Genomic DNA, 12,586 nt, shown 5'->3' on the forward strand with positions numbered 1-12,586 from the left:
GCGCCGTTTTACGCCTCAGGCAGCGGCAGACGCTGCTCAATAATACCGCCACCGAGACAGACGTCATCCAGATAGAACACCGCAGACTGGCCCGGCGTCACCGCCGCAACCGCTTCATCGAAACGCACCTCGATGCGATCGTCGCCAAGCGGCAGGATTTCACACGGGATGTCACTCTGGCGGTAGCGGGTTTTAACCGTGCAGCGCAGCGGGGAGGTCACCGGCTGACGATCGACCCAGTGCAGTTGCTGGGCAATCAGGCCCACAGACATCAGGCGCGGATGGTCGCCGCCCTGGGCGACAATCAGCCGGTTACGTGCGACATCTTTGTCCACCACGTACCAGGGATCGTCATTGCTCTCTTTGCGGCCGCCAATGCCCAGACCTTTGCGCTGACCGAGCGTATGGTACATCAGCCCCTGATGCTCACCGACAATTTCACCCTCGACCGTCTCAATTTCGCCCGGTTGCGCAGGCAGGTAACGGCCGAGGAAATCGCGAAACTTGCGCTCGCCGATAAAGCAGATGCCGGTAGAATCTTTTTTCTTTGCGGTAATCAGATCCAGCTCTTCGGCAATGCGGCGCACTTCCGGCTTCTCCAGTTCACCGACCGGAAACAGGCTCTGGGCGATCTGCTGGTGGCTCAGGGTGTAGAGGAAATAGCTCTGATCTTTATTGCCATCGAGTCCGCGCAGCAGCTGGCTTTTGCCCGCCACGTCGGCCCGACGCACATAGTGGCCGGTCGCGATATAATCTGCGCCGAGGTCTTCAGCAGCGAACTCAAGAAAGGCTTTAAATTTGATCTCTTTATTGCAGAGAATATCGGGATTGGGCGTGCGCCCCGCCTTATATTCGTCGAGAAAATGCTCGAACACATTGTCCCAGTACTCAGCGGCAAAATTAATTTTGTGCAGTTTTATGCCGAGCTTGTCACACACGGCTTGTGCATCAGCCAGATCGTCTGCGGCGGTGCAATACTCCTCGCCGTCATCCTCCTCCCAGTTCTTCATGAACAGGCCTTCAACCTGGTAGCCCTGCTGCTGCAGTAGCCACGCGGAAACGGAAGAATCGACGCCGCCGGACATTCCGACGATTACTTTTTTCTGGCTGTTGTCAGACATGACGCACTCTTGATTACAGTAAAACAGGCGGCGCATTCTATCATGGAGTCACGGTATGCGCACCCTTGTGAAACGGCCAGTTAAACGGCGCCACCAGCTGTAGCGGGTAGCGCACGCCCTGTTGCCACAGCCGCACGCTCTCCGCGACCAGCGGCGAACGTAGCTGATCGGACGTAAGAATTTGCTCGGGTGTTAGCCACCAGCAGCAATCGATATCGCTGTCGAGCGGCGTGGTCACGCACGGCGCTGGCAGATCAACACCAAAGAGAAACCGCACAAAAGGTGTATTATCCGGCGCAATCCACTGCTGCACGCCAAGAAAATAGTGCAGCTCTGCGTGGATGCCGGTCTCTTCATACAGCTCGCGCAGCGCCGCTTCCTGCAGCGTCTCATCCGCTTCGAGATGGCCCGCTGGCTGATTCCAGGTCACGCGTCCGGCGACACGCTCCTCAACCACCAGCAGTTTACCCTGCGCCTGTACCAGACAGGCGACGGTTACATGAGGTTTAAACATCGTTCGCTCGCTCTGATTAACCTGCGGTTATTGAAACTCAGCGCTGATATCGCGCCACTCGCCGGGAGCAAGCCCATTAAGCTGATGCTCTCCCAGCGCAAAGCGAATCAGGCGCAGGGTCGGGAAACCGATATGCGCCGTCATGCGTCGTACCTGCCGGTTGCGCCCTTCATACAGGGTGATTTTCAGCCAGCTGGTGGGGATGGTTTTGCGTTCGCGCACTGGTGGCGTGCGCGGCCATAGCCACTCCGGCTCACTGACCGCTTCGATACCTGCCGGCAGCGTTATGCCGTCGTTAAGCTCAACGCCGCTGCGCAGCCGGGATAAATCTGATTCCTGCGGCACGCCCTCGACCTGAACAAAGTAAATTTTCCCCGTGCGCCTGCCGGGCTGAGTAAGCTGCGCCTGCAGCGCGCCATCGTTGGTCAGCAGCATCAGCCCCTCACTGTCGCGATCCAGACGGCCTGCCGCGTAGACGTCGCTGACCGGAATAAAGTCTTTCAGCGTGCGGCGCCCGGCGTCGTCGCTGAATTGCGGCAGCACATCAAAGGGTTTGTTAAATAAAATCACGCGGCGCGGGCCGACGGAACGTGCCGGGCGGCGCGCAGCGTGGCGTGACGCCGCGGTGCGTTTAGGTGGGTGAATTTTCTGAGATGTTTTTCGCATGAGCTTTGCAGTAAGTAACAATCGGCGCATTATAACGCGAAATTACGGTGATTGGCGTAGGGGAAATATTCAAGTAGTATTGACCCGCATCTTACAAATCATTAACAAAAAATCGCTCGAAGGAGAGGTTAATGGAAAGCAAAGTAGTTGTTCCGGCAGAAGGTCAGAAAATCACCCTTGATCAGGGCAAACTGAATGTCCCGCATAACCCAATCATTCCTTACATTGAGGGTGATGGTATCGGCGTTGACGTTTCCCCGGTCATGCTGAAAGTGGTTGATGCTGCCGTGAAGAAAGCCTACAACGGCGAGCGTAAAATTTCCTGGATGGAAATCTTTACTGGTGAGAAATCAACAGAACTTTACGGCCAGGATGTCTGGCTGCCGCAGGAAACCCTGGATTTAATCAAAGAGTACCGCGTTGCCATCAAAGGCCCACTGACCACCCCGGTTGGCGGCGGTATTCGCTCGCTGAACGTGGCACTGCGTCAGGAGCTGGACCTTTACGTCTGCCTGCGTCCGGTACGCTACTACAAAGGCACGCCAAGCCCGGTCAAACGTCCGGAAGAGACCGATATGGTGATCTTCCGTGAGAACTCCGAAGATATCTATGCCGGTATCGAATGGAAAGCGGGTACGCCGGAAGCGGATAAAGTGATCAAATTCCTGCGTGAAGAGATGGGCGTGAAGAAAATTCGCTTCCCGCAGCAGTGCGGTATCGGCGTGAAGCCGTGCTCGGAAGAGGGTACCAAACGCCTGGTCCGTGCGGCGCTAGAATACACCATCACTAACGATCGTGATTCGCTGACGCTGGTTCATAAAGGCAACATCATGAAGTTCACCGAAGGTTCTTTCAAGGACTGGGGCTACCAGCTGGTGAAAGAGGAGTTTGGTGGTGAGCTGATTGACGGTGGCCCGTGGATGAAATTCAACAATCCAAATACCGGCAAAGAGATCATCGTCAAGGATGTGATTGCAGATGCTTTCCTGCAGCAGATCCTGCTGCGTCCGGCAGAGTATGACGTTATTGCCTGTATGAACCTGAACGGCGACTACATCTCTGACGCCCTGGCGGCACAGGTTGGTGGTATCGGTATCGCACCTGGCGCAAACATCGGTGACGAGTGCGCGCTGTTTGAAGCCACGCACGGGACTGCACCAAAATATGCGGGTCAGGATAAAGTGAACCCGGGTTCAGTGATCCTGTCTGCTGAGATGATGCTGCGTCACATGGAGTGGTTTGAAGCGGCTGATCTGATTGTCAAAGGTATGGAAGGCGCAATTGCGGCTAAAACCGTGACCTATGACTTCGAACGTCTGATGGATGGCGCTAAATTGCTGAAATGTTCAGAGTTTGGCGACGCGATCATCAGCAACATGTAACCTGCTTCAGGCAGAGTGCAAAACGGGAGCCACTGGCTCCCGTTTTTTATTCGCCTGCTGTATCGCTCTGACGCAGCGTCTCATCGCGCGCCTGCGACAGGCGCCAGAAATCGTGGCCGCCCGGATGCTGATAAATCCGCAGGGCGAACTGTCCGACGATGGCATAGATATACTCAAATATCGCTGACTGTGAATCTTCGTAATCAGCCCACATGACGGAAGAGGTAAAGCAGTAGACCTCAACCGGTAGCCCTTCGGGTGAGGGTTTGAGTGCCCGTACCACGATATACATATCTTTCTTAATATCATCGCGCTGCGTCAGCCAGGCGGTCAGATATTTACGAAATATGGTCAGATTAGTCAGGCCATTTTCGGCAAACCAGCGGTCGCCTGGCGCGCTGGGTTCACGTCCATCCATCAGCACGGAAAGCTGCTCACTGACCCCGCGTATCTGCATCATCTGCTGCACCAGCTCATAGTCCAGAAAGCGAATTGAGGTCTGGTCAAGATAGAAGCTGCGCATGATACGCCGCGCACCGGAGGAGAACATTGCCTGCCAGTTGGTATAGGTTTCGGTCAGAAAATTCTTCGTGGGAATGCGCGACAGCGTGTTGTCCCAGTTGCGAATAGTAATGGTGTGCAGCGCAATATCGATGACCTCACCACTGATGCCGTTATCCGGCATCTCAATCCAGTCACCAAGCTGCAGCACATCATTGGATGAAACCTGAATGTTGGCCACCAGCGACAGCAGCGTGTGCTGAAATACCAGCATGAGAACGGCCGCCACCGCACCCAGACTGGAAATAATAATCACCGGCGACTTATTCGACATAATTGCCAGGATCATGATCGCAGAGAGGATGTGCACCAGAATCTTACCGATCTGGATATAGCCTTTAATCGAGTGATTTTTACGCCGCGACTTTTTGGTATAGGAGATGTTGATGATCTCCAGCACTTCCGTAAAGAACAGCGAAAGATAGATAAAAAACAGAATGCCGCAGATGGTCTTGACCGCAATCTGCAGATGCTGCGGCAGACCCGGCATAAACTGCAGCAGATAGTAGACGATAATGACCGGAATAAAATTAGAGAGTTTTTCCGACAGGCGCACATCTTTATCCAGCGGTACCTGATTTTTATGCGCGCTGAAAAAGACTTTACGCACCACCTTTACCACAAAAAATTTACAGATAAAGTGCGCAATCATCGCCGCCGCGACCAGCAGCAGCAGGCTGACCGTTGCCGCAAGCGCCGTGTCACCGGCAAGAAAATTCTGGAATGTATAGAAGTAGCTCATGTTAATCAGTAGCCGGTCCGGGGTGGCGGGAATTCAAGCATAAAGCCGTACGGGGCGATAAGCGACGCGTGCGCAATTGCGGTGTCAGTCAGAAAATAGTTCAGCACCGCTGACTGCCGGCTGCAGTTATACCACTAAGCCCGCCTGACTGACGAGCGGCATCAGATAATTACCCGTGCCATCTGCGCGCTGGCTAGTCTCATAGTTTGAAGCAGTTAACATCCTGAACCGGATAGCCGTGCCTTTTGCAGCAGAAGCCGCTATCGTCAGCGCTCAGTATCGGGGGAGAGACTATGCAGGGTATCGTGAAGTTTGTGAAAGGCTGGCTACTTTTTTCACTGCTGTGGGGCGTGTTTATGTGGTTTGTCTCCTGGCAGGCGCAGGGAAAAGAGCCGGGCATGGCAGTGGTAATGAGTCTGTATGCGGGATTAATCTATCAGGCGCTGCGTACCATGGTAGCGCGCTATAAAGCACGACGCGCGGCGGCGTAAGCGCAGGAACAGCGGGGCCGGCTGGCCCCGCTGACCAGATTATTTGCGGCCCAGCAGGAAACCGACGATCACGCCGATGCTGGCAGCCACGGCCAGACCCGTAGTCGGGTTGTCACGGACCGACCTCACCACGCAATCAGCTGCATCCTGTACGGCATAGCTCGCCTGCGCCGGATAGCGCCGTGCTGCACCTTTTGCCTGATGACGGGAAGAACCCGTCAGTTCGCCAAATTTCTCCTGAACTACACCTGCTGCTTCATTCAATTTTGCTTCCGCTTTGTCAGTCATGTTGACTCCCTGATAGTGGTGAATGTCACTTTCAGCGTAGTCAGAGAATGGCGGACCGGCAACCCGACAGCGGTAAAGGTTATGTAACAATCTCTGTTTAACGACGCTTGTTCAGGAACGGTTTACCCCTGACGGCAGCGCCAGGAGGGGTACCAGCTTACCAGGAAGTGGCGTAAATGATCAAAACACCACTCAGCATCCTCGGGCTGCTGGCAGTAAAACCGGACGGTCACTTTTTCATAGCGCTGCTGACGCAGGTGCAGCGGCGACCAGCCCCAGTCCAGCACGGCGCGCGCATAGTTGACCAGCGAGCCGGCAGGCATCTCATGTTGACTCTCCTGACAGCCGAGGTAGTGCTCAAAGCGTGCTTCCAGCTGTTCAGCTTCATCATGCGTATGCAGTACATCCGGACGAAAAGCGATGTCGATAAATCCGCAGACGCTGTCTTCACGCTGCTGACGATCGCAGGCGAGCGTCATAAAGAGTCCCTCCTGCAGATTCACCTCTTCCAGCAGCCGGCGCATATTTTCAGAATCATTACCCGCTTTAATTTCGTCGATCCGCTCGGGCTGCTGCGTCAGATCAAACCCGCAGGGATTCACTGAGCCATCTTCATTGGTGGTGGCCCGGAAGGGGAAATCGATGTAGCCGTTATTATCGAGACTCTTTTCCATTATCGGTATCTGCCGCAAGCGTAAACCCTGACAATAAACTATCCCGCGGCGGGGTGCACGGGCTATGGACACTGCCAGGTGATCATGGTGTTTTCGTAAGGATTGATAAGCCGGAACTGTTTATCGCTCAGGCGCTGGGCATAAAAACCTTCGGTCGTAATGGCAGAGGGGATATAGCGGAAGCGATCGGTCGAGTGGAGCGGGCCACTGCTAACCGTGACGTTGTCACGTCTGACGGAGAAAGCGGTCGCCAGATCAAAAATCCAGGCGTGAGTGTTTCCCAGCGACTGACCATAAATCGTGGTCACCTCACCGGGACAATCCACCCCTTTTGGCGTCGAGCTGCAGCCTGTCAGCGCAATAATAATGATGAAATAAGTCAGTCTTAACATGGTCCTGTTCCTGGTTCTTTCCCTGTCTGACAGTGGCACGATAACGCGTATCGCTTATATGAGCATAGCAGGTCTGGCTGCACTTCCCATTTGCATTTTGTTTAACTGTTAAGCGGTAAGCAGGTAAGGGGGTGACTTTGGTAGCAGATAAACGGTATTCTTGCCAGCGCAGTGCACCAGACAGGAAAAAGACAGGGTAATTGAATGAGAGAAGAAGAAGCCAGCTTAATGATTCTTCAGCAGGCGATAGATCAGCTGGACGCCGATAAGAAAAAACAGGTCATAAACTGTGTTACGGCGATCCACAATGTGATGCATAAATTCGATCCAGAAGATGCCGGACTGGCATTGATGCTGGTGGCCGCTCAGGTGGCCGCAGAGTAAGCTTCAGGCCGATGCAATATCGGCTTTGTTTCTGCTTTATTACTATGTAGATGTTCGGCGCGCCCGCTCTGATGCACGGCACGCCATGCATTAATCTGCTTCCCGCTATGTTACCCTGCGAACCTTTACATCACACTCAGGCGAAAACAGCATGAAAATTCTGGTTATAGCCGCGGGCCTGCTGGCCTGTCAGATTGCGCCGGCATGGAGCGAAAGTGAATTTCAGATCACCTGTCCGGGGCGGGCCACGATGACGGTATCCCGCGCCAGTTACGGGCTCAGCACGCTGATGTGGCCGAAGCGGCATTTTCAGGTGGCCGCCGGACAACAGCGTTTCCACCTTGAAGGGGGCGACAGCGTTGCCATCACGCGGTTTCGCAACGGCGACCGGCTGGTCATCAATAAAGAGAGCGGTGAAACCTTTTTTGTTTATGCGCAGAGCGACAAACTGGTTCCCTGTCAGCGTTCAGTGAAGCGCGATGCCGCCATCGTCTCTCTCGATCGTTATGACGATCGTCAGCACGCCTCTTCTTAACACCGACAGGAACAACACCATGTCACTCAGCGTTACCGACAGCGTTACTGCGCAGGATCTCGACGATATCAGACAGGGTCTTAACGCGTTCAACAGCCGCTTTATTGACGTCAGCGAGATCAAAGTGCTGGGCGTGTTTATTCATGATGCAGACGGCGGGAAAATAGCAGGCCTGACAGGATCAACCTGCGGTAACTGGCTGCGTATCGACATGCTGTGGGTCAGTGACGCGCTGCGCGGGCAGGGGGCCGGCACCCGGCTGATAACGGCAGCAGAGAACGAAGCGCGGGCGCGGGGTTGCGTCTATGCGCAGGTGGATACGGCAAGCTTTCAGGCGCGTCCGTTCTATGAAAAACAGGGTTATCAGCTCCGGTTCAGCCTGAATAACTATCCGCGCCATCATCAGCGCCACTATCTCACCAAAGCTCTCTGACTACAGCAGCGGCTGCTGTCGCAGATCCAGTGGCGACTGCTCCGCTTCGTCAATCGCTGCCAGCCAGCCGGACAGGTCTGTCTTTACCCATGAAAGGTGACCCCGCGTGGTGCTCATCAGCACCACATCGGGTCGCAGCGTGCGGTAGAGTTCCAGCGACTGCTGCAGCTCGGCAGGATTACTGTCAGGCTTGAGCACGCTGATCCAGCGGTTGTAGTCGCAGGTGAGGGTGTCGCCGACAAACAGATAGGTCTGCCCGAGCGGAGAGTGGTAAAGATAGCTGCTGCTGCCCGGCGTATGGCCCGGCGTTGGCAGCAGATGGAAGTCGCCAAAATGCACCTCCCTGCGGCTAAAGGTTTCATCCGGCTCAACCACCAGGCTAACCGGCCCCAGCGAGCGGCTGTGGCAGTAAAGCGCACTGCTGAAGCGCTGCTGAATAAGCCGTGCTCCCGGCGCCGCCTCATGCCAGTGCGTAAGATAGTGACGAATAACGCCACCCGCCTCTGCCAGAAACTCATGATCAAGCGGATTCTCAACCCGGCCAATCAGCAGGTTGCCGCGCGGATGCCGCAGCATAAAGCCATGCATCATCAGGTCATTAGCGGTCTCTTCAGCGGGAAATTCCGGTGTGGAGATCCATAAGTCTTCATAAAGCGGCTTCAGAGGGCGATCTCCTGCATGTCATATTATCGCAGCACCGGATGTCCGGTGATGCTGAGCCGCGCGTTGCCGGCACTCATATCAAGCGTAGCATGCGCACCCAGCGGCAGCGTGACGGTATCAGGCGCATGTCCAAACGCCAGATCGCTTATCACCGGCAGCTGATACTCATCGCGCAGGCGCTGCCAGACAGTGTCGAAACCGAAGCCGTTATCATAGGCGCTGAGGGAGGTACTGGTAAAACTACCGGTAATAATCGCCTGCTGACGCGCCAGAATGCCGCACTGCTGCAGCTGCAGCAGCATGCGCTCGATGCGAAACGGATGTTCATTGACATCTTCAATCACCAGAATGCCGCCTTCAATCTGCGGCAGCCACGGCGTACCAATCAGCGCGCAGATCATCGCCAGGTTACCGCCCCACAGGCGGCCCTGCCAGCTGCCGCAGTCCGGGCTTTCACTCTGCCAGTTTACTCTCAGTTCCGGAGAGGAAATGGCCTGCCAGAAATGGTGTTCGGTAAACGCTGAAACGGGATCCGCGCCGAAATTACCGGCCAGCATCGGGCCGCTGAAGCTTATCAGGCCGGTCTGCGCCAGCAGCGCCAGCTGAATAGCGGTAAAGTCACTGTGGCCGCACAGCGCGACTGGCTCACTGCTGAGACGCTGCGCGATACTGCGGTAATCCAGCTTGTCCAGCAGGCGGGTCGCACCGTAGCCACCGCGCACTGCCAGAATAATGTCCGGCAGCGGGTCTGATGCAGCCAGCGCATTGATATCCGCCAGACGTTCTGCGTCCGTACCGGCAAAGCGCTGAAAGCGGCGGGCAACCACTGCGCCATTCTCCACCCGGTGGCCTGCATGCTGAAGCCGCTCAATGCCGCGCCGGGCAGCATCCTGGTTGTGGCAATAGCCAGAAGGGGCGATTAAACGAAAGGAACGGGCTGGGTGCATTGCGCTTTTCCTGCTCTCTGCTTAAGTGTGCATAGTGACAAACTGCGTGAACGGCGTCACGACAGCAAAATGAATTTTGTCATTTTCAGAATAACGGTAATTTTACTGCCGGCCGTCATGGCTATGATAGCCTGCGCCTCTCTTATAGCGGAACCTGAAAAACAGTGAAATTTCGACTACTTATGCTCTCTGCTTTACTGCTGGCAGGCTGTGCCAGTGAACCGGAAAAACCCAGAGTGCCTGAGCGCAATACGCCTCTCACTCAGGCTCCGCCCTCAAAAATTAATGATGCCTGGGCGCTGTTTACAGAAGATGCTGCCACTCATTATGGCGTTGATGAGAAGTTAATCAGCGCCATTATCAGTGTCGAATCGGGCGGTAATCCTGCTGCAGTAAGCCGCTCTAACGCGGTGGGTCTGATGCAGATCAAAGCCTCGACGGCGGGGCGCGAAGTCTATCGCGTGCAGGGCCGTCACGGGCAGCCCTCAACGGCCGAGCTGCGCGATCCGGCTAAAAACATCGATATCGGGGTCGCCTATCTGCGTATTCTGCAGGAGTCGGCGCTGGCCGGTATCCGCGATCCGCTGACGCTGCGCTACGCCACCATTGTCTCCTATGCCAATGGAGCCGGTGCGCTACTGCGCACCTTCTCACGCGACCGCGACCGCGCCATTGCGATGATTAACGCGATGTCGCCGGATGAGTTTTACCAGCACGTGCAAAACAAACATCCGGCCGCGCAGGCACCGCGCTATCTGTGGAAAGTGACCACCGCCTACCGCACAATTGGCTAGCGCGCGGTGCGCAGCTTAGCGCTGCGCACTCTGTGCCGGTGCTTCGTTGGACGCATCGCTGAGATTGATACGCGGCAGTACCCCACCGGTAAACTCGACGCGGCGCATCGGGAAGGCGAAGCGGATCTGCTTCTGCTCCAGCTGCGCCATCAGCTGCAGGTTAATCTCCTGCTGAATATCCATATAAACATTGTAATCCGCGCTCAGCACGAAATAGACCACTTCGAACGTCAGCTGCGACTCATCAAACGAGAGAAAGTGCGCCCGGTCAAAACGGGTGTCGGGCACGCCTTCGATAATCGTTTTCACCATGCCGCCAATCTGCCGCACTTTCTCCGCCGGCGTACCGTAGTTAATGCCGAACTTAAACACGATGCGCCGCTGCTGCATCCGTTTGTAGTTGTGGATCGTCTGCTGTAACAGAATGGTGTTTGAGCAGACAATCTGTTCGCCGCCGAGGCTGCGCAGACGCGTGGTTTTCAGGCCGATGTGCTCAATGGAACCCGCGATATCGCCGAAAACTATAAAATCACCGTGCTCAAACGGTTTATCAAAGCCGATCGCCAGCGACGCAAACACATCGCTCAGCACGGTCTGAATCGCCAGCGCAATGGCGATACCGCCGACGCCTAAACTGGCCACCAGTGCGGTAATGTCGATCCCCATGTTGGAGAGGATCGCCAGCAGCATCATTACCCATACCACCACCCGCAGCAGAATGCCGAGGATCACGGTGGTGACCGGATTACGCACGTGCAGCGGATCGCGCAGCATGCTTTTCAGCCATAAACGGATGCCGCAGTCGATCCAGAGGGTGAACTGCAAAATCAGCGCGAGGAACCAGCTGTGGGCAATCGCCACGCTCCAGTTGGCCGGCAGGTCCGCAAACTTCAGCGAAATCAGCAGGGAGAAGATTAGCAGCAGCGACTGGCTGGTGCTGCGCAGGATCTCAACAAGAATGGCGGTGAAGCGCACGTGGCGCTGTTCGCTGTAGCGGGCGATACGATTCGACACAAAGCGGATAGCGGTGCGCAGCAGCCACCAGACGATAAGGGTGCCAAAGAGGATGATGGCGCTGTTGATCCAGACGGTTTGATTAAGAAAAATGCGTTGCCAGCCAGAGGCTGAAAGCCAGTTTTCCATGGGGGAGTTTCTCCTTGCCGGGCGCTGGTTAAAATAAAGGGCAAGGAGAAGCATAGCCTGTCTGAGATATCCTGCAGGCGTAACGGCAGTTACTGAAAGCGGCTCGCCTTATCACGTGCCAGCCGTTCAAGCGCGAAGATCACCTGCTGCAGCTGGCGCTCCTGCACGGGCTCAATGGCAGTGAAACGAAAGCTCAGCCGCGGTATTACGCAGGCTTCGCCTTTACGGACTACGCTGCGCTCGCCAATATGCAGCAGCTCTGCGGTGACCTCAAACTGACCAAATTCACCCAGCTCAACCCGCAGCTGGCTGAACTTATCCCCCCGGGTAAGGCCCTCCGGCAGCGGCCCTTCCGGCAATACCCCGACCCCGCCCAGCGAAAGATCCTGCAGGCGAAAGCGCGCCGGGCTGTCGTCCGGCCACCGGGTGTAACACCAGAAAACCGGCTCCAGCGGGGCGTTGATACGGAAAAATTCGCGGCGCTGGATTTGCCAGGCGCACGCCGGCAGCGGTGCGCTGAATGCGGGTAAGCCTTCATATTCAACCAGCGTCAGGGCAGCGAGGGTGAACTCAATTTTGGCGCCGTAGGTTTCGGCGCAGACGCTGAAGTCGGGACTCTCCAGCACCCACTCATTGCTCAGCGCATTGCTGCCCAGATCGAAAATGATGCACTCCTCATCGGCAACCAGCAGGCGGCTGATAAACTGCACGCGATTAAAGGTCACCATTAGCGGAGTTTGGTAGCGCGACAGATCCCTCATCACATTCAAAACCGCTAACGTACCCCGCTTGAGATACTGTTCGTTATCGGCATCTTTCACATCCTGCTCCCCGCTGCTGCGCATATCATCGTTAT

The 12,586-nt window shown here is 55.7% G+C and carries 17 protein-coding genes; 6 read left to right on the forward strand and 11 right to left on the reverse strand.

The genetic code is table 11. The features are described 5' to 3' along the window. Positions 1-8: 8 nt before the first annotated feature. The 3 genes from mnmA to rluE are packed head-to-tail and all read right to left on the reverse strand — an operon-like array spanning position 9 to position 2,301. A complete protein-coding gene (gene mnmA, locus LAC65_RS06290) occupies positions 9-1,121 on the reverse strand; it encodes a tRNA 2-thiouridine(34) synthase MnmA (RefSeq protein WP_039385800.1) in 1,113 nt (370 codons plus the stop codon). Positions 1,122-1,161: 40 nt separating this feature from the next. Continuing rightward, positions 1,162-1,635 (reverse strand): NUDIX domain-containing protein, encoded by a 474-nt coding sequence (locus LAC65_RS06295; protein WP_039383899.1) that lies wholly within the window; start codon positions 1,633-1,635, stop codon positions 1,162-1,164. 27 nt (positions 1,636-1,662) lie between these two features. Continuing rightward, on the reverse strand, positions 1,663-2,301 hold the full coding sequence (rluE, locus tag LAC65_RS06300; RefSeq protein ID WP_052246481.1) for a 23S rRNA pseudouridine(2457) synthase RluE: 639 nt from the start codon (positions 2,299-2,301) through the stop codon (positions 1,663-1,665). Between the two features lie 131 nt (positions 2,302-2,432). Here rluE and icd point away from each other — a divergent pair, with 131 nt between their 5' ends. After that, positions 2,433-3,683: an NADP-dependent isocitrate dehydrogenase gene (gene icd, locus LAC65_RS06305; RefSeq protein ID WP_039383903.1), complete on the forward strand. Its 1,251-nt coding sequence runs from the start codon at positions 2,433-2,435 to the stop codon at positions 3,681-3,683. Between the two features lie 46 nt (positions 3,684-3,729). Here the strand turns inward: icd and LAC65_RS06310 are convergent, their stop codons facing one another. After that, a complete protein-coding gene (locus LAC65_RS06310; RefSeq protein WP_039383905.1) occupies positions 3,730-4,986 on the reverse strand; it encodes a mechanosensitive ion channel family protein in 1,257 nt (418 codons plus the stop codon). Positions 4,987-5,279: 293 nt separating this feature from the next. On the opposite strand from LAC65_RS06310, the gene LAC65_RS06315 reads away from it, so the two are divergent. Further along, positions 5,280-5,477, forward strand: a complete 198-nt coding sequence (locus LAC65_RS06315; protein ID WP_039383907.1) for a DUF6404 family protein — start codon at positions 5,280-5,282, stop codon at positions 5,475-5,477. Between the two features lie 39 nt (positions 5,478-5,516). Here LAC65_RS06315 and LAC65_RS06320 read toward each other — a convergent pair whose 3' ends face one another. The 3 genes from LAC65_RS06320 to LAC65_RS06330 form a co-directional block, all read right to left on the reverse strand. After that, positions 5,517-5,765 carry an ElaB/YgaM/YqjD family protein gene (locus LAC65_RS06320; RefSeq protein ID WP_039383909.1) on the reverse strand — a complete coding sequence of 83 codons (249 nt, stop codon included), beginning with the start codon at positions 5,763-5,765 and terminating at the stop codon, positions 5,517-5,519. 122 nt (positions 5,766-5,887) lie between these two features. Further along, positions 5,888-6,439, reverse strand: a complete 552-nt coding sequence (locus tag LAC65_RS06325) for a hypothetical protein (protein WP_039383911.1) — start codon at positions 6,437-6,439, stop codon at positions 5,888-5,890. A 62-nt stretch (positions 6,440-6,501) separates the two neighbouring features. Then, positions 6,502-6,831 (reverse strand): hypothetical protein, encoded by a 330-nt coding sequence (locus LAC65_RS06330; protein WP_039383913.1) that lies wholly within the window; start codon positions 6,829-6,831, stop codon positions 6,502-6,504. A 204-nt stretch (positions 6,832-7,035) separates the two neighbouring features. Here LAC65_RS06330 and LAC65_RS06335 point away from each other — a divergent pair, with 204 nt between their 5' ends. The 3 genes from LAC65_RS06335 (at position 7,036) to LAC65_RS06345 (ending at position 8,183) form a co-directional block, all read left to right on the forward strand. Continuing rightward, a complete protein-coding gene (locus LAC65_RS06335; RefSeq protein ID WP_039383915.1) occupies positions 7,036-7,215 on the forward strand; it encodes a hypothetical protein in 180 nt (59 codons plus the stop codon). 151 nt (positions 7,216-7,366) lie between these two features. After that, positions 7,367-7,750: a hypothetical protein gene (locus LAC65_RS06340; RefSeq protein ID WP_039383917.1), complete on the forward strand. Its 384-nt coding sequence runs from the start codon at positions 7,367-7,369 to the stop codon at positions 7,748-7,750. Between the two features lie 19 nt (positions 7,751-7,769). Continuing rightward, on the forward strand, positions 7,770-8,183 hold the full coding sequence (locus LAC65_RS06345; RefSeq protein WP_039383918.1) for a GNAT family N-acetyltransferase: 414 nt from the start codon (positions 7,770-7,772) through the stop codon (positions 8,181-8,183). On the opposite strand, the gene LAC65_RS06350 is transcribed toward LAC65_RS06345, so the two are convergent. Then, on the reverse strand, positions 8,184-8,846 hold the full coding sequence (locus tag LAC65_RS06350; protein WP_039383919.1) for an MBL fold metallo-hydrolase: 663 nt from the start codon (positions 8,844-8,846) through the stop codon (positions 8,184-8,186). It lies immediately after the preceding gene. Positions 8,847-8,869: 23 nt separating this feature from the next. After that, a complete protein-coding gene (ldcA, locus tag LAC65_RS06355) occupies positions 8,870-9,793 on the reverse strand; it encodes a muramoyltetrapeptide carboxypeptidase (RefSeq protein ID WP_039383921.1) in 924 nt (307 codons plus the stop codon). A gap of 182 nt (positions 9,794-9,975) precedes the next feature. Between ldcA and emtA the strand changes: the two genes are divergently transcribed. Further along, positions 9,976-10,587 carry a membrane-bound lytic murein transglycosylase EmtA gene (gene emtA / locus LAC65_RS06360; RefSeq protein ID WP_039383922.1) on the forward strand — a complete coding sequence of 204 codons (612 nt, stop codon included), beginning with the start codon at positions 9,976-9,978 and terminating at the stop codon, positions 10,585-10,587. Positions 10,588-10,602: 15 nt separating this feature from the next. Here emtA and LAC65_RS06365 read toward each other — a convergent pair whose 3' ends face one another. Beyond that, positions 10,603-11,730: a mechanosensitive ion channel family protein gene (locus tag LAC65_RS06365; RefSeq protein ID WP_039383923.1), complete on the reverse strand. Its 1,128-nt coding sequence runs from the start codon at positions 11,728-11,730 to the stop codon at positions 10,603-10,605. An 89-nt stretch (positions 11,731-11,819) separates the two neighbouring features. Then, positions 11,820-12,551, reverse strand: a complete 732-nt coding sequence (locus tag LAC65_RS06370) for a flagellar brake protein (protein WP_039385803.1) — start codon at positions 12,549-12,551, stop codon at positions 11,820-11,822. Positions 12,552-12,586 lie beyond the last annotated feature (35 nt).

It is taken from the genome of Pantoea eucrina, from assembly GCF_020079945.1.
In the GTDB taxonomy this organism is placed as follows: Bacteria; Pseudomonadota; Gammaproteobacteria; order Enterobacterales; family Enterobacteriaceae; genus Pantoea; species Pantoea eucrina.

Bases quoted from the DNA above. Each gene is read 5' to 3' on its own strand.
- mnmA (WP_039385800.1), bottom strand. From the start codon at position 1,121: ATGTCTGACAACAGCCAGAAAAAAGTAATCGTCGGAATGTCCGGCGGC.
- LAC65_RS06295 (WP_039383899.1), bottom strand. From the start codon at position 1,635: ATGTTTAAACCTCATGTAACCGTCGCCTGTCTGGTACAGGCGCAGGGT.
- rluE (WP_052246481.1), bottom strand. From the start codon at position 2,301: ATGCGAAAAACATCTCAGAAAATTCACCCACCTAAACGCACCGCGGCG.
- icd (WP_039383903.1), top strand. From the start codon at position 2,433: ATGGAAAGCAAAGTAGTTGTTCCGGCAGAAGGTCAGAAAATCACCCTT.
- LAC65_RS06310 (WP_039383905.1), bottom strand. From the start codon at position 4,986: ATGAGCTACTTCTATACATTCCAGAATTTTCTTGCCGGTGACACGGCG.
- LAC65_RS06315 (WP_039383907.1), top strand. From the start codon at position 5,280: ATGCAGGGTATCGTGAAGTTTGTGAAAGGCTGGCTACTTTTTTCACTG.
- LAC65_RS06320 (WP_039383909.1), bottom strand. From the start codon at position 5,765: ATGACTGACAAAGCGGAAGCAAAATTGAATGAAGCAGCAGGTGTAGTT.
- LAC65_RS06325 (WP_039383911.1), bottom strand. From the start codon at position 6,439: ATGGAAAAGAGTCTCGATAATAACGGCTACATCGATTTCCCCTTCCGG.
- LAC65_RS06330 (WP_039383913.1), bottom strand. From the start codon at position 6,831: ATGTTAAGACTGACTTATTTCATCATTATTATTGCGCTGACAGGCTGC.
- LAC65_RS06335 (WP_039383915.1), top strand. From the start codon at position 7,036: ATGAGAGAAGAAGAAGCCAGCTTAATGATTCTTCAGCAGGCGATAGAT.
- LAC65_RS06340 (WP_039383917.1), top strand. From the start codon at position 7,367: ATGAAAATTCTGGTTATAGCCGCGGGCCTGCTGGCCTGTCAGATTGCG.
- LAC65_RS06345 (WP_039383918.1), top strand. From the start codon at position 7,770: ATGTCACTCAGCGTTACCGACAGCGTTACTGCGCAGGATCTCGACGAT.
- ldcA (WP_039383921.1), bottom strand. From the start codon at position 9,793: ATGCACCCAGCCCGTTCCTTTCGTTTAATCGCCCCTTCTGGCTATTGC.
- emtA (WP_039383922.1), top strand. From the start codon at position 9,976: ATGCTCTCTGCTTTACTGCTGGCAGGCTGTGCCAGTGAACCGGAAAAA.
- LAC65_RS06365 (WP_039383923.1), bottom strand. From the start codon at position 11,730: ATGGAAAACTGGCTTTCAGCCTCTGGCTGGCAACGCATTTTTCTTAAT.